This is a genomic window from Microvirga lotononidis (assembly GCF_034627025.1).
GTDB lineage: Bacteria > Pseudomonadota > Alphaproteobacteria > Rhizobiales > Beijerinckiaceae > Microvirga > Microvirga lotononidis.
Genome location: NZ_CP141050.1, coordinates 956,757 through 975,177 on the forward strand (window position 1 = coordinate 956,757; position 18,421 = coordinate 975,177).

Consider the following 18,421-nt stretch of genomic DNA (forward strand, 5'->3'; position numbering starts at 1 on the left):
TTGTACGGGCTAAGCGCGTGCCCACTCGGTTCTGTCGTAGCTTTCAATAAACACACCTGTGACATGCCCTGAGCCGTCTTCGATCGGCCGGTATATGAAGTCGGTCACATGCTCCTCCATCGGAGCACCCTTGCTCGGCTGGAAGAGGATCGGCATCTTGAGGCCGACGAACGGCTTCTTGGTCCGGTACACCTGATCCAGCAACTCCAAATAGCCTTGCCCTCTCAGCTCTGGAAAAGCCTCCCATCCTGGTAGCCCGAGGAACCCATCTCGGCCCGCAGACCTGACAAAGGCTTTGTTGGCGGCCTCAATAATCAGTTCAGGGCCTCGCAGCGCAACCCTGCACGCTTGGGAGCTTGTGATTTCCAAAGCACTGACATCGGGCGAGTTCATGAGCAACTCTCCCGCATCTCGGATGTCCCCTGTTAGAACAAGAGGTGCAATGTCCCGGGTCGGGACTATTCTCAGGTGCTCATCAAGTTTCCTGATCGTGACGCGGACACTGTCGCGAAGCCGTTCCTTGAGCACTTCAGGCTCATGCTCCCACCCACGGGCGCATTCCAAGGTGTCGTATAGAGCCCGAGCGACAGCTTCGACTTCATCCTCGTGCACAAGCAGCCTGCCATCTCTAGATTGAAACTGAGCCGCTGTATATCAACCTTGCCGAAGTGTGTGAAGATAATCTGGAAGATTCTTAGACCGATACTTAGAGTTGGCCCTTGAACGCGAAGATGGCAGTGGTATCGCGGGAGTAGGTCATAAGGCAGTCAATAGTCAGGGACGATGAACAAAGGATGCTATCCTTCGGTTATTCACGCAGTCCAGTGGGCTTGGAGGGCCGATGCCTCGCTTTTCCTTTGATACTTTCGACGGTGACGTTGCTGCTCAGGATGATATGGGGCTTGAACCGCCCGACATGGAAGCGGCTCGACGCGAGGCGCAGATGACACTCCCCCATATGGCCCAAGATGCTCTGCCTGACGGAAACTACCGCACCTTTGTCGTCAATGTCCGAGACGAGAACGGAAAGAGCGTGTTGAGGGCGGCTCTCTCCCTGGTCATGTCCGAGGGGCCGTTCGACGACTGATTGCGCCTGTCGAAAGAAACCGCCCTGACCGAGGACGCTATGGACAACCTCAGTCAGGACGGATGTAGCTCCAAGGGGGCGAGCTACGGACGGAAGCCTATCCTGTCACGGGGATCACTCAACGCTCCCAAAGGAGCCGAGATCAGGGCAAAAGGTCCGCCTTCCGCATCAGTAGTAGCTCTGAAAGCGAAACGCCCCGGCCGAGGGCTGTCTTGGGCCTCGTCCAGGGCGCTCTGCGGTTGGGGGGATGTCACATTAACGGCGAATACTACCCCGTACTCGTCAACGAAAAATCCCGCGGTGAGGAAAATCAATGACTTAGGCTGTGCAGAATGAGACCTTGTCGACCAGCTAAATGGCTATACTCGGTTAATGGGACATCCCCGCCTGGATCCACCGAAACAGGATCGTGTGGTCGACCTGAACGCCTCGATCGGAGAACATGCGCTCGAGGTCGCGATAGCTGATCGAGAACTGCAGGTACCAGCGCGCCGCCCACAGAATGATCTCCGCCGTGAACTGTCGACCTTTGAACAGGTTCTTGTTATTCCGCTTCACCGCCAGCCCCGCTCGCCACCCCCGTTCCATAGCTGAGGCGGGGCAAGCTTCAAAGCTGCAACAGATCCGGTTGCTTAGGCGCTCTGGAGTGGCTAAATGGCCGCGCATGAATGAGCACCATAGAGAACCATGAAAACGGCTGCGGAATATCGAAAACACGCTCAAGAGTGCAGAGCACTGGCCCAACAAATGCCCGCTGGGGACCAGCGCAATCAGCTTGTGGAAATGGCAAGGACTTGGGACAGTCTGGCCGAGGATCGGGACAGAGTGGTTCGTAACCAATCCCTGCTCGATACCAAGAGTGGTTCCAACAAGGCGCATGGGCCATCCAGCTAGTCGACTGTCCTTGGTCGCCTCAGCAATCAGCCAGCCCGCTTCCCCATACCCCTTCTGCCGCTGATACGGCGGGGCTGAGAGGCGAAGGATCCAACTTAGCCTGTCGCCTCTTATCCTAGCATGAGTTCTGCACCTACCGTTCTACTTGTTGATCCCGATGGTGCTGTACGAGACACGCTTCGTGCTGTCTTGGAAGAGGTTGGCTACAAAGTCATCGGATACGAAAACGGTGAGGCGGCACTGGCCGACCTGAAGGATACCTGCGCCGCGAACCTCCTTGTGACCGAGGTTCGCCTTCCGAACCTCGATGGGTGGCAGCTAGCGAGAGACGCCCGTCGCTTGTGTCCAGGATTGCCCGTTGTATTCATACCTTCTCACGACAAGAGCCGATCAAAGCAGGGGAAGCGTAGTTTCGTGCTTCCCAAGCCCTTTGGCGCACGAGCCTTTCTCGTTGCGGTCCAGCTCATGGCGTCACCTCTTGTGACCTATCATTAGTGACTGTGCCACATCACTTATTCCCGCCTATGGTCGGCCTAGGCAGGAACTTTAGGTAATCCATGCCGCTACACCACACGCTGCCACGTTACCACGGGCAGGGATGAGGTTACTCTTTCAAGATTACTGAGGCTGACTGTTCATGGCCGAATCCAGCAGCTAGGAGGAGATAGGTTCCGGCCGAGCCGCCTCGGGCGTGAGGTGGAGGACAGCTAAGGCTGGGCATCAAATCGCGGTCGGTCCGGTCACTTTGGCCCCAGGGATGAGGGGGGCCGCTTCGATGGATGACGCGCTGGGCCCGGCGCGTTCCCAAAGCGGAACCTGTAGAAGTGACTAATCATGGGCGAACGGCTGGGTTCTTCTTGTCGCCAGACGAGTTTGCCGACTATACGAGCCTAAAGGCAAAAGCCCGCAAGGTACTTCTTGTCGGCAATTTGACGGAAGATAAGGTTAAAGAGATCCAGAATACGACCATGGATGAACGGCATGCGCATCTAAACGCATTGTTGGATGACTAATCTGGTCACCAACTGATCCATGCAACACAGTCGCCGAGAGTAGGATATCTTTTAACGAGACCAATCATTGAACACTCGCAGCTAACCACCCTGTCTGCCGTAAGCTCCACCTTTTCTATTCATTCTGTGAGCCCCCTCGCTGCTCCATTACATCTCACATGAGCCTGCGGCGCTCACAAGTCTTGATCCCCGCGCCGGCACTTTGGCTGCTGCCATCCTCTCGAGGGCTTGGCCACATCGCTTCCACTTTCCGCCACCTGAAACGCAAAAGGCCCGGTGTCGCCACCGGGCCTTTTCAATCGCCGAAGCGATGGATCTTAGTACGTGCTGAACTTGTAGCTGATGCCGGCACGGACCGTATGGAATTCAATGTCGTTGCTGCCGAGCGAGACATTGTTGAAGAAGTTATCGCCACCATCAAAGTTGGTGTAACGGTATTCCAGACGGGCGGTCAGGTTGTTGGTGAAGGCATATTCGACACCAGCACCCAGCGTCCATCCGGTCAGCGTGTCGTCGTTGCCGCGGATGCCGAAACCATCCGAGACACCAGCGAAGGCGAAACCGCCGGTCGCGTAGATCAATGCACGGTCAAACGCGAAACCGGCGCGAGCGCGGATCGAGCCCTGCCAGTCGAGAGCATTGCCGGCAAAGCCGTAGTTCGTGAACACGCCGCCACCGGGGCCAATGATGACCACGTCATTGTTGTCGTCGCCGAACACGCCTTCGATATCGCCTTCAACACCGACCACGAATGAGCCGAGCTGGTAGTTGTAACCAGCGTGGACACCGGCCAGGAAGCCGTCGCCGCTGTCACCAAAATCGCCGCTCTGCACCACGAACCCGCTCGGGAGAACGATGTCGTTGTCGTTGGCATTCCAGCCATAGCCGACCTGGGCACCGACGTAGAAGCCGGTCCAGGTGAAGACCGGAACGGCAGCAACGATCGGAGCCGGCGGAGCAGCGCGGAGCGGAAGGTCAGCAGCGGACGCAGCGGACATCCCCGCAGTCGCGAGGGTGGTGGCGGCGAGCAAGCCGAGAAGACGGGTTTTCATGAGGAGAATCCTTAGGGCGAGAAAATCTTGAGGCAGATTATGGAGAGGCGGGAAAGAAAGACTATGACAAAGATGCAACACCGCTCCAGTTTAGCGCCTGCTTGTTGAGGCCTAGGCTGCAACTATGCTTACCGAGACGTTAATACTTCGTGGATTTGACAGGGTGGGGACCGTATGCCCTATTGGTTCTGTTTTCGGACACTCCGAAGCAGAGGAGAACTAACCCTGCCCCGCAACGGGCAGGGTTTTTTGCGTCTGGAGTGTGGTCTCGCACCTCTACTTGGGCGGCTTATAAATCCCGGTACCCGCGCCGCCGCTTCACCTGGGTGATAGCCTCAAGCGCCTGTCCGGCCTCGACCTCGTCGGCGAATTCCTCAGCTTAGGCGCTGTTCGGCAGCCTGGTGACTTTGCCGACCGTGCCTCGTTGTGCTCGGAGGAACTCGCCGCAGCGGGCTGGTATGGCGACTGGGTTTCAATTGGCACACTTCGCCCTCTTAGGCATCGGGACAAGAATTGCTCCGAGACATCGTGTCATCGGGGACGGCTCTTGTTCTGCCCCTCCTCACCCCGTCCGCTTGGGTGGAGTCTCAGTGATCTGAGATGTCCGAAGCGCGCGACGAGAGCCTACGGACCGGGAAATCCGCCACCGGCTCCCTGGTCTGCTCGCCCGTGGTCACAGAAACCCAGGCGCGCGGGTTGGCTCGCGACTGGCGCGACAGATACGTGTAGCCCGTCTGCGACATAGTTCGCAGAGTGTCCGTCCGGCTGTCGAGAACATAGTCCCCCTTGTCCGTGACCGCAGTCAGGACCAGATGCCACTCGCCCTGTGGCGTGAGCGCTGCTGTCAACAGCAGCGCCGCCGACGGCCAGCCGCGCTCGATCAACAGCTTGCGCTTCAGCAGCGCATAATCTTCGCAGTCCCCGCGGCCGGTCGTCGGCAAGCTCCAGACATCTTCCTTTCCCCATTGCTCGCGGTCGGACATTTCTTCGACCGACCTGTTGACGGTGAGGTTGATCTGCTGAAGTTCGCTCATGCGTTGGGCCGTCACAGCAACCTGCCTGACGGAAGGACCGGCGGGCCTGCATTCGGACGGGTGGCGGCGGCAGAACTCATTAAAGCCATGGAGCGGTTCCTGGTCGCTTTGGGCGAACGTTGGACTTGCTAATGAGCACAATGAGAGAGCGGCAAAGACCGAGAACATGCGGCCATGCAACATCGCCAAAATCCCTGAACCATTCATCGAATAAAGATCACCCGCACGCATGCGGCCCGGCGCTCCCTTCGTGACAGGAAGGCGGGCGGAGGCCCCTCTCTCCGCCCGCGCGTCTCTACCTGGCGTGAGGACATCCGGCTCATGTAATTGCACAGAGCCGTCCTATCCGCCTCATCGCGATCGGGAGACGCAAGTTCATCAGCGGGTTTCTTTCCAGGCTTTGTTGGCACCGGAGTGTAGCTTGCCGTTCGTCCCAGTCGCAGCACCGCTTGCGCCAAGAGTCGAGTTTGTCGTGCCGGTGGCACTCCTGTTGGAGGGCAGAAGCACGGTACCGGTCGTATCCGACTTGGCCCCGTTCAGAGCCTTGTTGGCTCCAGAATGCAGGGCGCCATTGGTCCCGGTCGCAGCACCGCTCGATCCAAGGGTGGAGTTGGTTGTCCCATGAGCGCTCTGGGCCAACGCGGCGGACACGATCCCGCAGGCGAAACCAGCGGCCATCACACTGATACTGATCTGCTTCTTCAACACGAATGATCTCCTCATCTCAAGGTTTCTACTGACGACTCGCGATCACGGCACCAACAAGCCTCCCCCCCCTCAAGGACGTCGAGTGAGAGGTTCCGGTCTGGAGGCATAGGCAGGTGAGCCGCACCTCTAAAGGAGTAATTCGTCAGGGGTAGGAGAGGTTTCAGCTTTGCTGGGCAAAAACGGACACGATGGACATTGTAGGAATGGGCTACGTCCACCGAGCGACGGCGGCTGGCCGCAAGAATGCGGATCATGGCCCAGCCCACGCCTAGTGCCTGCTATCCATTGCTCATCGAGTACCTCCACGGGCATCCCGCCCGGCATCGGCATGTGCAAAGCTTGGTCCAGAGTGCTCAGGCTGTTGGAGCGAGGATCACCTGAGTCCAGCGGGCTTTTGCGATCCAACTCCGGTGTTCCGCGCGAAGGTGCATGGGGCGGCCCACACGATTTGCTCTTGTAGCTCTTGGCCTGCCCCCTTCCGCCTCCGCGAGCAGATCGCCGAGATCCTCGGCAAGCTGAAGGATCTGCTCGGATCTGGTGGTAAACAGCGACTTCGCCCGATCCGTCCTCGATCTGAAGCTGGTGCTCGCCGTCTTGTCCCGTGACAGTGATTCGCGTCAGCGTCTTGGTCATCGGGAATCGCGCCATTGAGTCCTCTGTGGGGAAAGCTGAACGCGTGGCCCTCAGGCTAGATCCACCTTGACAGAAGGGCATCGGAAGCTTTGCGCCGCGGGATACGAGCCACGCAGGAACGTCTGGTAGTCCTCTTGGACAAGCGCCGCAGCCAGATATGACGCTGTCTGTAAATCGGCTCCGAAACGTTGACCCCTGCTAGAACAGCCACACCCAGCTGAACATTCGAAACAAACAGCTATAGCAGAGGGGTCACAGGCGGTGCCGGTCGTGACTCCCACTGTGAGAGAAGATCCAAGCCTCTCAGGGGCTTACGCTAGACAAGTGACAGGGTCCAGGTTCAAAGCCAATTGGATGCTCAGCTATTCGCCCCTTCGGTCTTGTCCCCCCGACCTTATGATGCGAGTTGCATCGTGCGGCATATGGGAAGGACGCGGGATCATGCCGATCCTGTCAGCGTTTGCCCCCGCCTCCGTTGCCCCCACCATTTCCTCCGCCATTGCCGCCGCCGTTGCCGCCCCCGCCTGCACCGGAGCCGCCACCGTGATCGCCGCCTCGGCCTGCGCCCTGGTTGCCGCCGCCGCTATTGCCCTTGCCGTTGTTGCCGCCGTCGCCTGAACGATTGCCAGATGATCCGCCTTGGCCGTCGCGGCCGCGAGCGGCGCCCGGCGAGGTGTCTTGGCGGGAAGGCCCGAAGCCTCGGTTCGAGTCACGAGGGGTGGCCCCGCGTCCCCGGGCATCCGCCGGCGTGTTGCGTGAACTGCCGCTATCCTCCCCTTGGGGTGCTCCGCGCGACGTTGGTTTTCCTTCGAGGGACACACCCTCGATGCCGAGACGTCCTCTCTGATCGGTCACGACAGTCACCACCGCCGGGGCATAGGACCCGACCGGCAGGTTCGCTGAAGGGCTGCCTGCCACCTCGAGCCCCGACCCGAGGCGCAACCCGTTTCGCGTCCGCTCGACATAGGCCTCGATGGAGAGCCGCCGGACATTCGCCCCCAGGAGATCCCGCTCCCGGGCGGTTGTAGTCACCTGGAGCGTCTCATTGGCATAAGATCCTTCGAGCACCGCCCGGGTGCCGACGAGCGCAGGATCCACGCCAGTGAGCCTCAATGTCCCGATCCCAAGGCTGCCGTTACGCGATCTGATCACCTGGCCGGCAACCCTGTCGGGCCCGCCATCCCGCCGCTCGATCAAGCTCGCGACGATCGTTCCGTCCGGCCGCCGCAACCCAAACACCGCCACGCGGTCGCCGCGCTGCCACGGGCCTGAGGCGCCCAGCGCCTGCATGGAGACGGTCTGACCGAGCACTGTCAGAGTCGTCCTGCTTCTCGTCTGAATCGGGCCGGCAACCTCGCTGGTCACATCAATCTGCCGGGTCGCCAGCACGCCGTTGCGGTTTTCGGCGACCACCCGCACCACCTGACCGATCTTGAGGTCGGCTGCTGTGCGCGGCTGCCCGTCGATCCGCACTGACACGTCCGGCGCATAGTTCACATGCTGGCCGTTGACGATGATGCTGCCGAAGCCGCGGATGCGGCCCATCATGCCCGTGCCGCCGATGCCCCGGTCGCCGTCCTGATCGTCGGCCACGACCCCAGTGCCGCCGATGCCGCGGTCCTGACCGTTCTGACCCCACGCAAGACTCAGCGAGGCGACAAGCAGAGTCAGTGCTACGAGCCAGTGGGCATGGGCTCGTGCGAGCGAAGCGGCGTGATCCTTCACGTCCTGGAGTCCTTGTCGTTGGTATCGGTGGATGTCGCTGGCGCGGATGGAGGCACGACCTCTTCGGAATAGACGTAAACGCCGAAATTCCAGCGCCATTGCCCCGGGGGAGCCTTGTCGCTGGCGGCGTGGGCTTCACGGTTCAGCGTGTGGAGAGCCTCCATGGCCACGTCGCGGGAGCGCCGCTGCAGCTGCTCGGCCAGTTCCTTCGTCAGGCCATCGTAGTGGACGGCGCGTTCGAGAAAGGGAGGAGATTGGGCCTCCACGTTCGCGACCGCGGCGGCGATGTGGTCGTGCAGGTTGCGCCCCAGATAGTAGAGCTGCTGGTCCTCTCCGCCGTGGGGCACGTAGGCCGCCTCGGCCAGCACGGCGCGATCCTCGTCGTCCAGCACCACCAGCTTGCGGTCGAGCCACTCGTCCAGCACGGCGCGCGGCCGCACGTCGCGCGTGACCGAGGCGACGAGGCGCTCGAAGGACGGCTGCGATGGTTCAGCCATGCGGGGGAGAGGCAGGGGACGCCTGTCGGGGCCGGTGAAGTCCGGGTCGGCAAGCCAGCGGGCCAGAATGCGGCTCGTCTGCGAGACCGTTGCCGGCACCGCGTTGACCGGGGCTCCCGCGCCCCGCAGCCGGCGCACCTCCTTACGGTGGATGCCCGTCAGCAGGCTGACGCGGCTGTCCGTCTGGTCCTTGCCCGGGAGGACGAAGTCGTACTCGGCGACGTTCACGTAAAGCTCGCGCAGCAGCTCCGACAGCATGGGGAACGTGATCCCGCTCCGGATCAGGAGCCGCACGAGGGGGCGAAGCAGGCGCGCCAGAGGCGCATGCAGCTTGGCTGGATCGGGTGAGCAGGGGGCATCGCCGGACATAACGTCTAACTAGGCCGATCAGCCGTGGGAAGCAATCCCACACCGCTGTTGACGTGGGAAAATTTCTCACATAGTTCTTCAGGCAAGGGGCTCACAGGCTCACATGTTTTGGAAGGAAACCTCATGACACGACGTCTTACTCTCACTGTCTCTGCTTTCGCCTTGGGTCTCGCCATCGGCTTGCAACCGCTGTCGCTCGATCTGACCTCCTTCAAGCTTGAAAAGGCGCAGGCCCAGGCCAAAGGTGGCGACGGCGGTGGAAACGGGGGTGGAAACGGCGGCGGTGGCGGAAACGGCAACTCCGGTAGCGGCGGCGGCAACTCTGGCGGCCATGGCGGCGGCTCCGGCGGACATTCCGGCGGCGAGTCGCGCGGTGGTGGCGCCGAGAACTCCCGCGGCGGCGCCAGCGGCCGCAGCACGGGGCCCAACGATGCAGCCTCGAAGGGTCAGGCCAGGGCCGAGCAGGCGCACAGCACCCGCGATGCCAAGCGCGAGGCCAGGGAAGCCGAAACGCCCATCTCCTCCGGCGCGAAGAAAGCAGCCTCCAGCGCTAAAACCATCGGCCTCGACACCGCCAGGCTCGGCCGAATGAACGCGGTGAATGCCTCGGCGACGGCCCGTCGGAATGCGGCGCCGAATTCGACGGTCGGGTTGATCGCCGCCTATGAGAAGGCACTGACGCTCGGCCCGAATGTCGAGGACGAAATCACCGACGCGGAGATCACCGCAGCCGCCACCGCTTTGGCGGCGCTGTCGAAGCCAGGCGTGCCGGAAGAGCCCGTCAAGGTACTCAACCAGAGGCTCGGGCTCAAGATCGATCCGGAATCCGCGGCGTTCGATCAGATCGTCGATGAGGCCCGCGAGATCCAGGCTGCACGGCAGTAACACGCGCGGCGTCCTGCCGCCGACCGGCGGCAGGACGCGTCATCCATCACGTTCCATCCTACGCAGTTGAGCTCACATGCAGGGATCCATTCATCACAGTCGAACCGTCGGGAGAGCGCCCATGCAGACCGTCCGCGGCCACCGCGTTCTCATCGTTGAAGACGAGACCCTGGTGTCGATGCTGATCGAGGACATGGTGGGTGATTGCGGCGGATACGTCGTCGGCCCTGCCGCCACTTTCGAACAGGCTATTGCGATTGCGCTAGATGAGGATCTCGACCTCGCCATCCTGGACGTCAATGTGGCCGGTCTCGTGGTTTATCCTGTGGCCGATATCCTGCGTCACCGCGGCATCCCGTTCATGTTCGTGACAGGCTACGATTCCAGTGTGATCCCTGAGCGTTACCGGCACACTTGCGTGCTCTCCAAGCCATTCTCGCACCAGACCTTCAGCGATACAGTGGGGAATGTTCTGGCAAGCATGATTGCGGAGCGGGCCATTTAGCGGAAGACAAGGTGACCTCGCCCAACTTCGTAGGTCCGCTGGAGCCTGCGGCAGCGAGGCTTGTTGGCTGTTTCAAGACAAGCAGGGCCATCGGGCTCTTCTGTCCTTGGCCCGCTGGAGAGCGAGGCAAGATAAGCCAGAGACCGGCGCCCCCCTGCGGTCGCAGGATCTGCCAGTCGAGCGACGCCGGCGACTGGGGCTTGTGAGCGGGTTGACCCGGCAGTGCCTAGCAGCCGAGGCCGGGCTTGGCCATGTGGACTGGTGCTCGGCATCGAGGTCTCGCGCCTGGCGCGCTCTTGCCGCGACTGGCATCAACGCTTGGAAATGTGCGCGCTCGTTGACATGCTGATCGGTGACGCGGGCCGCATCTACGACTCCAGCACCTACAATCCGCTGGCCAACGGCCGAATGGCTGCTTAGGTGCCGTTCGCCATGGCGGTGCGCTTGGCGGCGGTGCTCCGGCTGGGGAGCGTAATGGCAATTGGAGAGGCGGCCGTTGTAGTCAAGTCCGCAATCCGAGGCAAAGACGGCAGGCTTGGCACGACTATTGGGCAGCCAAGTGGGCACAAAGCAGCACCCTGCCAGACATTCCCGACATCAGTGGGGGCTAGAGACCCTATGGCCGCAATCGTGAGCCAGAATGCAGATCGCGCTTATGCACTCCAGGCGTCATACTGCGTTGTTCTCGCGGTCAGCTCTTCGAATGGCTCGACATAGGCAAGCGTTACTCTGACTTGTTGCGCCATGTCAGCCTCAATGCCATCGAACTGCTCAAGCAGGTGTGCATTTGCCCTGAGCTGATCAAGGGTTTGGATATTCTCTCGCCGCAGCACCTCCCAGGCGATAGGAGGCAGATAGAGACCGTCAATCGGTCCTGCGCAGGTGTCATAGAAATGGGGCATAGGAAGCTCCTAAGCCTTGCCGGCAGGAGCACGCGCATCTCTCACCAGCAATTTCGTATTATACACCGTTGCCGACGATACAACCAATAGAATTCCATCAGGGGTTGCCAGGAACTAGCAGCCCCTGCTTGACATTGTGCGGTTGAGGCCGCGGCTATACGTACCAGCTCCTGAAATTATGCCTCTCGCTAACGCTCTAGCCGCGAGTTGTTGGCCTGAACCTTTCTCTCCTCTTCCTCTGCCAGCCTCTCAAGGCGCTCGACGGTCTTGAGAAGTTGCTCGCGCGCCTCGTTGACCGAGAGCTTCTGGACCATGGTCCGGATCTCCAGCGCCTGGCGGCGGTACTCTGCCGCTTGGTCATGATGGGGATGCTTCGGCATGGCCTACGGCCTCCAACCAAGCCCAGATGATACCCTACAGCCGAACGGGGAACGCTTGCGCGGCTGGGCAGACCCCAGATGGGCTGGCGATGGAGCCTCACGGCTAGGGCAGTCCTACGGACCAAGCCATGGGAGGCAGCGGACCTAGAATAGCGGGTCGGGCTGGTGCTTCAAAGCTCTCCTTTAGTTTACTCGTGGCCCAGGTTTCCAGAGAAGCGCAGCCTCCATCAGCGTTCTACGAGGCTCGTGAGCTCTTCTGACACTGCTCAAGGCTCTGTTTGGCGTCGTCCATCATCAGGTGCCGGTGCCACTCCACATCCCGCTCAATGAGCTGCCTGCGCTCTGGACCACGCAAAGCCGGATACCAGCCCGAGCGCTCAAGCGTCTCGCGCAGCATTGCACGAGCCCTGACCTCGATCTCCTTGTCATGCAGTGCTGTCACCATCTGCCTCACCAGAATCACGATCTGGGCACATGGTAGCCAGCCTCTGACTCAACCGGAATCCCCCTCCGCGGCTACAGGCCATCTTCGACGCACCCGAAGACGGTCACCGGATGGTGACTTCTGGATGGATCTCGTGGCAGAGGCCGAGCTGGTTTATAGGGCTGAGCGGGCTGCGGAGATCATCGCGATTGGGACGCCGGCGAAAAAGATCAGCATGAGCCAAATGATCGGGTTTCGCTGCCAGCCCTTAACTCGTCCTAATGAGCCAACAGCCTGTCACAGGCTCAGTAGAGCGCCCAAGAACGCTACCACATTATTAAATATCATGTTTCCAGTGAGACAGGCCGGGATCAGCTCGCAAGGGAACTGTCATATCTGGACGCTCCCTGCCGGCAAGGGTTTTACGGCGCGGGGCTATCTGTGTCCTTGATAAGGGAACCTGGAGCGCCCGCGACCAGCGCGTGCCCTTGGTTGCCCATATCTAGCACACTGCCGCAGACGATTACGGGCGAAGTTCACTGAACAGTAAAGGTCCGGAGTGGCCAAGCAGTGAAGTCCATTCGCTTTTCGGCTCGAACGACCTCACTGGCACTCTGGTAATCGCCCGAGGCGACAAGGGAGGCAATGAAGGCGCTCAGCTCGGCCGTGAGGGAGATATTTTGCGAAATACGTTTGCCATGGCTGGGTGGAAGTAGTGCCCATCTGTGACACAGCAAGGGCCAGTCGCTATGATCACTGGTTGATCGTGACAGAGGAAAGCTCAGTCTGCGAACTGGGATGGCACCAAGGCCAGCCTCGATCTGGAATCGAAATTCCCGGCGCTTTCGGAACGTCCGGTTCAACCACGATGGCTGCCATCGGGCATAGGTCTCAGGCGTGCCACTACCAGCCCTTCCCGCCTCCCTGCTTTTTATGCTCTTGCGAGCGTAGCTGCCGTCCTGATGCGCCGCAGCCCCCAAGGCCTCGGACCCCTTCCTCCCAAGGCCATCACCGTGTTGGAGCTCGGTATTCGCATAAGCTCCATTGTGGAACGGTTCAAAGGATCAATCGGCTGGCCCTGGCTACCACGTTATCAGAACCCCCGAAGGACAGATGGCCGCCAGGGCCACAGATCAGCCACACAGAGTGGGGTAGCCTTGGCTCAGATGGGCTCAGAGCCTTGCAAGCGGCCCAGCGTGGGGACACTGGCTGGTCGTCGCCAGCCATCGGGCTGTCCCCCATCGCTGCCGGGGAGTTATCAGGGACAGGAGAGGTGCCATGCCGCGCTTCTACTTCGATGTTCGTCAGGGATCCAACCTCATTCCCGATCCCGAGGGCTTCGAGTGCGCCAGCCTGGAGGCGGCCGAGCACGAGGCGATGCAAACCGCGCTCCAGCTGGGACGGGATGCCCTGGCCCACAGCCGGCATCTCAGTGTCGAGGTCAAGAACGAGCGATACCAGCCGGTGCTGGCTGTGACGATTGGCCTGACGATCGAGCGCCTGGCGCCGTGGCTGGGGTAACCATTATTAGGACCCTCTTTTCGGCTCAGCCCCACTGAGCCGGTTAGCGGGCATCCGCGTTGTATCAGGGGCTGCGAATGAGGTGCTTGCCATGGTCCACGCCCCGAAAGCCGATCATCGCAAGAACTGGCTCCTGGCCGCGGTGGCGCCGGAGGACTGTGCGGCTCTGGAGCCGCACCTGGAGCTGGTCCAGCTGCCGCGTGGGCAGATCCTGTATGAGCCCGGCGCTGTCATGCACCACATCTACTTCCCGCATGAGGCGGTCATCTCGCTGGTGAACCTCATGGAGGACGGCGGCCTCGTCGAGGTGGGGGTGTTCGGGCGCGAGGGCGCTTCGAGCCTGAATGGCGCCTTGGCCACCCGTGAGGCCTTCGGCCGCTACGTGGTGCAGATGCCCGGCACCGCTTCGCGCATCGGCTTCCGCTACCTGGACGAGGTGCGCAGCACCAGCCCCAGGCTGCTGCAGGTGCTGACCAACTATGGCGAAGCGCTGCTGGCCCATACCTTTCAGACCGTCTCGTGCAATGCCGTGCATGGCATCGAAGCGCGCTGCTGTCGGTGGATCCTGAGCATGGACGACCGGGCGGATGGGCATGTCCTGCCACTGACCCACGAGTTCCTGGCCGAGATGCTGGGCGTGCAACGCTCCAGTGTAAGCGTGGTGACCCGCACCCTGCAAATGGCGGGGCTCATTCAGCAGGGGCGCGGGAGCATCACGGTGACGGACCGGGCCGGCCTCGAAGAGACGGTGTGCGAGTGCTACGGCAAGATCCGGAGTATCTACCAGCGCCTTCTGCCCGGCACCTTCTCAAAGGCTTTGTCCAAATAGCACCCCGTCCCCGGCCGACCACGCAATTGCGCATAATTCCCGTATGGAACCAAGACCTTGATATCGTTAGCTGATTTTGCCTTGTTGATGTTCAGTCTTAAAGAAGGTCGAAGTCGTTCATGCACGAAGGATCTTGTCTATCGCTTTGCCCTTGGCCAGCTCATCAATCATTTTGTCTAAGTATCGGATTTCCCGCATGGTCGGTTCTTCGATGCTCTCGATTCTGACACCGCAGACGACTCCGGTGATCATTGCCCGCGACGGATTCATCCGAGGTGCTTGGGCGAAGAAGTCTTCATAACTTGTTTGCCTCTCAAGCTGCTCTTCGAGGGCATCTTGCGAGTATCCGGTCAGCCAGAAAATGACCTCGTCAACTTCGGCCTTCGTGCGCCCCTTCTTCCCCGCCTTGGCGACCAGGAGAGGATACACTTTGGAAAAGCTCGTTGCATAGATGCGATGCTTTACCATCACAGGTCACTCTTCGCCCTTGTTATCGTACTGCGCTCGGCTGAGCTCTTGGCGAGCCCATGAGCATTCCTCCAGGCCCAAAGATATAGCAATGGCTATATCACACCTAATCGGAATCGGATCTTCTAGGGTCTCCGGCACGGCTGCTTTGTGAAATCCCGATCCAAGGGCTGCGTATATGCAACCTCTAGAATGTCTACAGCATCCAAGCCCCGATGCGGAGAGCCTTCGGGGTGACCCGCGGCAACGCTGAGAACGTACCTCGATTGCTGGGAAACTTCCCCGATCGAATGTCACGATCGTGCGGCTGGCGGATGGCGAGCGGAAGTTGCTGCAAATGCGGTGGGGCTTCCCCCCTCCCCCGAAGCTCGACAACCATCCAATGACGAAAGTGCGCGACGTGTCCGCGCCGGACTGGCGCGTGGCTCAAGCACACGCTCCTACCATATTTCATACTCTGTAGCCATGTGTGGTTAGGCTTGGAACAACAGCTCAATGACACAATCAGCGAGAACGGTTCGGTGACCTCCCTGACAAGGAGGTGAGGACTGCCTTCACAATACGAGGCGAGGCGATACTCGCGTCAATCAGGTACGTATATAAAGCTGCTGCGTTGATTTGCTGGACTGGTCTCGACAGCGCGTTTCTCACGCGGGCGCTTGGATGAGGAGCGCATCTCCTCTCCAGCAGGGATTTCGGCGTGAATGACGATCTGAAATCCGAAACCAGACCCCATTCGGCCTTTTAGCTCAATCCAGAGGTCGGCTTTTGGGCTCCTGTTCCTGCTACGTATCCCATGAGCGCTCTAACGGCACAGTTCTTGTGTGGCCCCGGACGGACCAGAAATAGGTCCGTGTAACCGTTCCTTAGCCACGTCTGCTAAACCGGCGTTAGTCAGCCATTCGCGACACTCAAGCCCCTCACTCGCACCCAGGAGCCATCCGATGAATGTTCGTCTCAGTGCCGTAACCCTGCTCACCGGGTTAGCTTTTGCTGCTCCTGCCCATGCCGAAGTCGACCTCCTCAACCCTGAGCAGCTCGTGGATGCCTATGAGAGCGAAACAGCTGCTCTCATCGCCTTGGATCTCGCGCTGCTTCAGGGCCCCGCGTCTTTCGCACCTTCTGAGGCCGCTCAGCCTGTATCCGTGGCTGATGCGTCAAACGGTAATCTGGTGGAACTCCGCTCCGAACCAGCCGCTCCGGCCGATCTGGTCAGCGGCACACCTTCTGAGAAGCAGGAAGAGGCATCTCTTGCACCTGAGCTCTTCCTTGACCTTAACGAGGGCGAGACCTTTGCATGGATAGCCACTGATCTTGCGCCCACCCGAGAGCTGACGACTGGCACGATCGCGAACGACAGTGCAGGAACAGCGCCTCTCTCGGACGATCAGCTCAACATCCAGTCTCTCACGGATGACGCACTGCCGTTTGAGGAGTATCAGCTCCCGTAGATCCTCTGAGCTTCAGCCAGCGCGGACTTCGGATGGAAAGCAGTGTCCCTGAGAGAGCTATCGAAGCCCGAGGACAGAGAGGATCGCAAGGACGACAACGATGGCTCCGATAATCCAGATAATGCGGTTCACTGATACTCTCCTCCGTCCAATCGCAAGCTCCAACGCTCTTACGCTGTGGGCGGTTCCTCGCTTGGGACTTTCTGGGATCAGAGCAAAATTTGCTCTCAAAGACACGATAAGGTCGAACGGATTGGCACCTCATTGCGACGAGCCTTCAGAATCGGCCTGCAAATTAAAGCCAGATTGTCAATCGGATTAGAACGGTTGGCCCCCTGCGTACAGGCGCAACCGGTTGAAGAATCGAGATAAGCAGTCCTAACAGAGGTATTACGATCAGCGCCGGCCGTGACCGTCTCGATGCGAAGAAGGTTACAAGCCAATCAACGGTTTACGCTCAGGACTTGAGGTGGTCTGAGTTCAACGCCGAATGACAGGTATACCTGCGCTGGGTTCCTTCGAGCTGTAGGCCAACCTTCTCATAAAGGCGGATGGCCCAGTGTTATTCTTGAGAGCGCACGGGTCAGCACGAACAATGCAGCGATCCAGCGTGCTGTGGGCGTGATGCTTGCACGGGCCGCGGAAGTCTCGGCCCGGATACAGCCTCCCGGCAGCCGGCGTGGTGAACACACAGGCCTTACCGGCGCAGAACCCATGTAGCGAATAGGCTCTGCCCGACCTCCCCGAGTCAGGCGACAGATTGACTCAGGAGAGGGCCTTCAGCGCTCCTCGTAAATCAGCAGGCTGCCTATCTGCCAAGCAGGCCTCAACGTTGTCATGGGTTTCGCACCAGATCGGGATGGCGGCGGCGAGGGTTTCCCGGCCTTTGTCGGTGAGGCTCAGGAGGCGGTTGCGGCGGTCGTCCGGGTCCTTGGCGATGGCGATCAGGCCGTCGCGCTCCAGCGGCTTCAGGGCGGCGGTCAGGGTGGTCCGGTCCATGGCGAGCAGCTGCGCCACCGGGGCGATGGAGGGCGGCGCGGGACGGTTGAGGGCGTTCAGCAGGGAGAATTGTCCGGACGTGAGCCCCACCGGCCGCAGCGCCTCGTCGAACAGGCGCGCCAGGGTGCGGGCAGCCCTTTGGACATGCAGGCACAGGCAGGTGTCGCGCACCAGATGGGTGGTTTCGTAGGGAACGCCTCGGGGGTTTGACATGGCTCTATTATGTTGATATCAACTTATTTGTCAAGGAGAACAGGCGCGTCAGGCGCCGCGCGACCGCACTCGCTCGATTTAGGCAACCCCCAAGGGAGATACGCGATGAAATATGTCGATGGCTTCGTGCTCGCCGTGCCGGCGGACAAGAAGGACGAGTACCGCAGGCACGCCGCCGAGGCCGCGCCCCTGTTCAAGGAGTTCGGCGCGACCCGCATGGTGGAGTGCTGGGGCGACGACGTGCCGAACGGCAAGGTCACGGATTTCCGACGCGCCGTGGACGCCAAGGACGATGAAACCGTGGTGTTCAGCTGGATCGAGTATCCGTCGAAGGAAGCCCGGGACGCGGCCAACGAGAAGATCATGACCGATCCGCGCATGCAGACCATGGGCGAGATGATGCCCTTCGACGGCAAGCGCATGATCTTCGGCGGCTTCGATACTATTGTCGATGAGCGTGGCTCGGGCACGCCCGGCTACACCGATGGCTTTGTCGTGCCGGTTCCGTCGGAGAAGAAGGAGGACTACCAGGCTTTGGCCCAGCGTATGGCCGGCAAGTTTAAGGAGTACGGTGCGATCCGGGTGCTCGAGGCCTGGGGGGACGACGTGCCGAACGGCGAAGTAACCGACTACTGGCGGGCTGTGCAGGCCCAGGACGGGGAAGAGGTCGTCTATTCCTACATTCAATGGCCCGACAAGGCGACCCGGGATGCGGGCTGGGCCAGGATGATGGCCGAGGGTCCTGAGCAGAACACTCCAATGCCGTTCGACGGCAAGCGCATGTTCTGGGGCGGCTTCCGCCCGATCCTCGACACGGCGGCGGAGTAGGGAC

The 18,421-nt window shown here is 60.6% G+C and carries 22 protein-coding genes and 1 pseudogene; 10 read left to right on the forward strand and 13 right to left on the reverse strand.

The window, feature by feature from the left end; all coding sequences use genetic code 11:
* Positions 1–9: 9 nt before the first annotated feature.
* The gene (locus tag U0023_RS34180) at positions 10–528 is read right to left on the reverse strand and encodes a PAS domain-containing protein (RefSeq protein WP_154661338.1); all 519 of its coding nucleotides are present in this window, start codon (positions 526–528) and stop codon (positions 10–12) included.
* A 313-nt stretch (positions 529–841) separates the two neighbouring features.
* Here U0023_RS34180 and U0023_RS34185 point away from each other — a divergent pair, with 313 nt between their 5' ends.
* Entirely contained in the window at positions 842–1,087 is a 246-nt protein-coding gene (locus tag U0023_RS34185; RefSeq protein ID WP_009764880.1) for a DUF6894 family protein, read from the forward strand.
* Positions 1,088–1,474: 387 nt separating this feature from the next.
* Here U0023_RS34185 and U0023_RS34190 read toward each other — a convergent pair.
* Positions 1,475–1,675 (reverse strand): annotated as a pseudogene (locus U0023_RS34190) (hypothetical protein); the annotation flags it as partial.
* Between the two features lie 426 nt (positions 1,676–2,101).
* Here U0023_RS34190 and U0023_RS35855 point away from each other — a divergent pair.
* Positions 2,102–2,476, forward strand: a complete 375-nt coding sequence (locus U0023_RS35855) for a response regulator (RefSeq protein WP_052600562.1) — start codon at positions 2,102–2,104, stop codon at positions 2,474–2,476.
* A gap of 284 nt (positions 2,477–2,760) precedes the next feature.
* Positions 2,761–2,994, forward strand: coding sequence for a type II toxin-antitoxin system Phd/YefM family antitoxin (locus U0023_RS34195; protein WP_322883879.1), 234 nt, complete (start codon positions 2,761–2,763; stop codon positions 2,992–2,994).
* 317 nt (positions 2,995–3,311) lie between these two features.
* Here U0023_RS34195 and U0023_RS34200 read toward each other — a convergent pair whose 3' ends face one another.
* The 5 genes from U0023_RS34200 to U0023_RS34220 form a co-directional block, all read right to left on the reverse strand.
* Entirely contained in the window at positions 3,312–4,046 is a 735-nt protein-coding gene (locus tag U0023_RS34200) for an outer membrane protein (protein WP_322883880.1), read from the reverse strand.
* Between the two features lie 587 nt (positions 4,047–4,633).
* Positions 4,634–5,311: a transglutaminase-like cysteine peptidase gene (locus U0023_RS34205; protein ID WP_322883881.1), complete on the reverse strand. Its 678-nt coding sequence runs from the start codon at positions 5,309–5,311 to the stop codon at positions 4,634–4,636.
* A 147-nt stretch (positions 5,312–5,458) separates the two neighbouring features.
* Positions 5,459–5,788, reverse strand: coding sequence for a hypothetical protein (locus U0023_RS34210; protein WP_322883882.1), 330 nt, complete (start codon positions 5,786–5,788; stop codon positions 5,459–5,461).
* A 1,086-nt stretch (positions 5,789–6,874) separates the two neighbouring features.
* Complete coding sequence (locus U0023_RS34215; RefSeq protein ID WP_322883883.1) at positions 6,875–8,146, reverse strand: DUF5666 domain-containing protein; 1,272 nt, start codon at positions 8,144–8,146, stop codon at positions 6,875–6,877.
* Complete coding sequence (locus U0023_RS34220; RefSeq protein ID WP_322883884.1) at positions 8,143–9,012, reverse strand: DUF6502 family protein; 870 nt, start codon at positions 9,010–9,012, stop codon at positions 8,143–8,145. Before U0023_RS34220 ends, U0023_RS34215 begins: the two co-directional genes overlap by 4 nt.
* A 123-nt stretch (positions 9,013–9,135) precedes the next feature.
* Here U0023_RS34220 and U0023_RS34225 point away from each other — a divergent pair, with 123 nt between their 5' ends.
* From U0023_RS34225 to U0023_RS34235, 3 genes are all read left to right on the forward strand, one after another.
* The gene (locus U0023_RS34225) at positions 9,136–9,897 is read left to right on the forward strand and encodes a hypothetical protein (protein WP_322883885.1); all 762 of its coding nucleotides are present in this window, start codon (positions 9,136–9,138) and stop codon (positions 9,895–9,897) included.
* A gap of 121 nt (positions 9,898–10,018) precedes the next feature.
* Positions 10,019–10,402: a response regulator gene (locus tag U0023_RS34230; RefSeq protein ID WP_009764888.1), complete on the forward strand. Its 384-nt coding sequence runs from the start codon at positions 10,019–10,021 to the stop codon at positions 10,400–10,402.
* Between the two features lie 261 nt (positions 10,403–10,663).
* Positions 10,664–10,822 carry a hypothetical protein gene (locus U0023_RS34235; RefSeq protein WP_195904281.1) on the forward strand — a complete coding sequence of 53 codons (159 nt, stop codon included), beginning with the start codon at positions 10,664–10,666 and terminating at the stop codon, positions 10,820–10,822.
* Positions 10,823–11,055: 233 nt separating this feature from the next.
* On the opposite strand, the gene U0023_RS34240 is transcribed toward U0023_RS34235, so the two are convergent.
* The 4 genes from U0023_RS34240 to U0023_RS34255 form a co-directional block, all read right to left on the reverse strand.
* Positions 11,056–11,304 carry a hypothetical protein gene (locus U0023_RS34240; protein ID WP_009764889.1) on the reverse strand — a complete coding sequence of 83 codons (249 nt, stop codon included), beginning with the start codon at positions 11,302–11,304 and terminating at the stop codon, positions 11,056–11,058.
* Between the two features lie 188 nt (positions 11,305–11,492).
* Positions 11,493–11,684 (reverse strand): hypothetical protein, encoded by a 192-nt coding sequence (locus U0023_RS34245; RefSeq protein ID WP_009764890.1) that lies wholly within the window; start codon positions 11,682–11,684, stop codon positions 11,493–11,495.
* Positions 11,685–11,919: 235 nt separating this feature from the next.
* Positions 11,920–12,129, reverse strand: coding sequence for a hypothetical protein (locus U0023_RS34250; RefSeq protein ID WP_154661341.1), 210 nt, complete (start codon positions 12,127–12,129; stop codon positions 11,920–11,922).
* Positions 12,130–12,644: 515 nt separating this feature from the next.
* Positions 12,645–13,088 (reverse strand): ribbon-helix-helix domain-containing protein, encoded by a 444-nt coding sequence (locus U0023_RS34255; RefSeq protein WP_083861560.1) that lies wholly within the window; start codon positions 13,086–13,088, stop codon positions 12,645–12,647.
* 298 nt (positions 13,089–13,386) lie between these two features.
* On the opposite strand from U0023_RS34255, the gene U0023_RS34260 reads away from it, so the two are divergent.
* On the forward strand, positions 13,387–13,629 hold the full coding sequence (locus U0023_RS34260; RefSeq protein WP_009764891.1) for a DUF6894 family protein: 243 nt from the start codon (positions 13,387–13,389) through the stop codon (positions 13,627–13,629).
* A gap of 91 nt (positions 13,630–13,720) precedes the next feature.
* A complete protein-coding gene (locus U0023_RS34265; RefSeq protein ID WP_009764892.1) occupies positions 13,721–14,458 on the forward strand; it encodes a Crp/Fnr family transcriptional regulator in 738 nt (245 codons plus the stop codon).
* 117 nt (positions 14,459–14,575) lie between these two features.
* On the opposite strand, the gene U0023_RS34270 is transcribed toward U0023_RS34265, so the two are convergent.
* Positions 14,576–14,926, reverse strand: a complete 351-nt coding sequence (locus U0023_RS34270; protein WP_009764893.1) for a DUF2200 domain-containing protein — start codon at positions 14,924–14,926, stop codon at positions 14,576–14,578.
* 944 nt (positions 14,927–15,870) lie between these two features.
* On the opposite strand from U0023_RS34270, the gene U0023_RS34275 reads away from it, so the two are divergent.
* Positions 15,871–16,377: a hypothetical protein gene (locus tag U0023_RS34275; RefSeq protein ID WP_009764894.1), complete on the forward strand. Its 507-nt coding sequence runs from the start codon at positions 15,871–15,873 to the stop codon at positions 16,375–16,377.
* A 765-nt stretch (positions 16,378–17,142) separates the two neighbouring features.
* Here U0023_RS34275 and U0023_RS34280 read toward each other — a convergent pair.
* Positions 17,143–17,589 (reverse strand): MarR family winged helix-turn-helix transcriptional regulator, encoded by a 447-nt coding sequence (locus U0023_RS34280; RefSeq protein WP_009764895.1) that lies wholly within the window; start codon positions 17,587–17,589, stop codon positions 17,143–17,145.
* A gap of 105 nt (positions 17,590–17,694) precedes the next feature.
* Between U0023_RS34280 and U0023_RS34285 the strand changes: the two genes are divergently transcribed.
* Positions 17,695–18,417: a DUF1428 domain-containing protein gene (locus U0023_RS34285; protein WP_009764896.1), complete on the forward strand. Its 723-nt coding sequence runs from the start codon at positions 17,695–17,697 to the stop codon at positions 18,415–18,417.
* Positions 18,418–18,421: the final 4 nt, after the last annotated feature.

What these genes read in the sequence shown, in the direction of transcription:
- U0023_RS34285 (WP_009764896.1), top strand. Translation starts at nt 17,695, where the DNA reads ATGAAATATGTCGATGGCTTCGTGCTCGCCGTGCCGGCGGACAAGAAG.
- U0023_RS34225 (WP_322883885.1), top strand. Translation starts at nt 9,136, where the DNA reads ATGACACGACGTCTTACTCTCACTGTCTCTGCTTTCGCCTTGGGTCTC.
- U0023_RS34265 (WP_009764892.1), top strand. Translation starts at nt 13,721, where the DNA reads ATGGTCCACGCCCCGAAAGCCGATCATCGCAAGAACTGGCTCCTGGCC.
- U0023_RS34205 (WP_322883881.1), bottom strand. Translation starts at nt 5,311, where the DNA reads ATGCGTGCGGGTGATCTTTATTCGATGAATGGTTCAGGGATTTTGGCG.
- U0023_RS34270 (WP_009764893.1), bottom strand. Translation starts at nt 14,926, where the DNA reads ATGGTAAAGCATCGCATCTATGCAACGAGCTTTTCCAAAGTGTATCCT.
- U0023_RS34275 (WP_009764894.1), top strand. Translation starts at nt 15,871, where the DNA reads ATGAATGTTCGTCTCAGTGCCGTAACCCTGCTCACCGGGTTAGCTTTT.
- U0023_RS34245 (WP_009764890.1), bottom strand. Translation starts at nt 11,684, where the DNA reads ATGCCGAAGCATCCCCATCATGACCAAGCGGCAGAGTACCGCCGCCAG.
- U0023_RS34230 (WP_009764888.1), top strand. Translation starts at nt 10,019, where the DNA reads ATGCAGACCGTCCGCGGCCACCGCGTTCTCATCGTTGAAGACGAGACC.
- U0023_RS34260 (WP_009764891.1), top strand. Translation starts at nt 13,387, where the DNA reads ATGCCGCGCTTCTACTTCGATGTTCGTCAGGGATCCAACCTCATTCCC.
- U0023_RS34280 (WP_009764895.1), bottom strand. Translation starts at nt 17,589, where the DNA reads ATGTCAAACCCCCGAGGCGTTCCCTACGAAACCACCCATCTGGTGCGC.
- U0023_RS34250 (WP_154661341.1), bottom strand. Translation starts at nt 12,129, where the DNA reads ATGGTGACAGCACTGCATGACAAGGAGATCGAGGTCAGGGCTCGTGCA.
- U0023_RS35855 (WP_052600562.1), top strand. Translation starts at nt 2,102, where the DNA reads ATGAGTTCTGCACCTACCGTTCTACTTGTTGATCCCGATGGTGCTGTA.
- U0023_RS34240 (WP_009764889.1), bottom strand. Translation starts at nt 11,304, where the DNA reads ATGCCCCATTTCTATGACACCTGCGCAGGACCGATTGACGGTCTCTAT.
- U0023_RS34195 (WP_322883879.1), top strand. Translation starts at nt 2,761, where the DNA reads ATGACGCGCTGGGCCCGGCGCGTTCCCAAAGCGGAACCTGTAGAAGTG.
- U0023_RS34200 (WP_322883880.1), bottom strand. Translation starts at nt 4,046, where the DNA reads ATGAAAACCCGTCTTCTCGGCTTGCTCGCCGCCACCACCCTCGCGACT.
- U0023_RS34220 (WP_322883884.1), bottom strand. Translation starts at nt 9,012, where the DNA reads ATGTCCGGCGATGCCCCCTGCTCACCCGATCCAGCCAAGCTGCATGCG.
- U0023_RS34185 (WP_009764880.1), top strand. Translation starts at nt 842, where the DNA reads ATGCCTCGCTTTTCCTTTGATACTTTCGACGGTGACGTTGCTGCTCAG.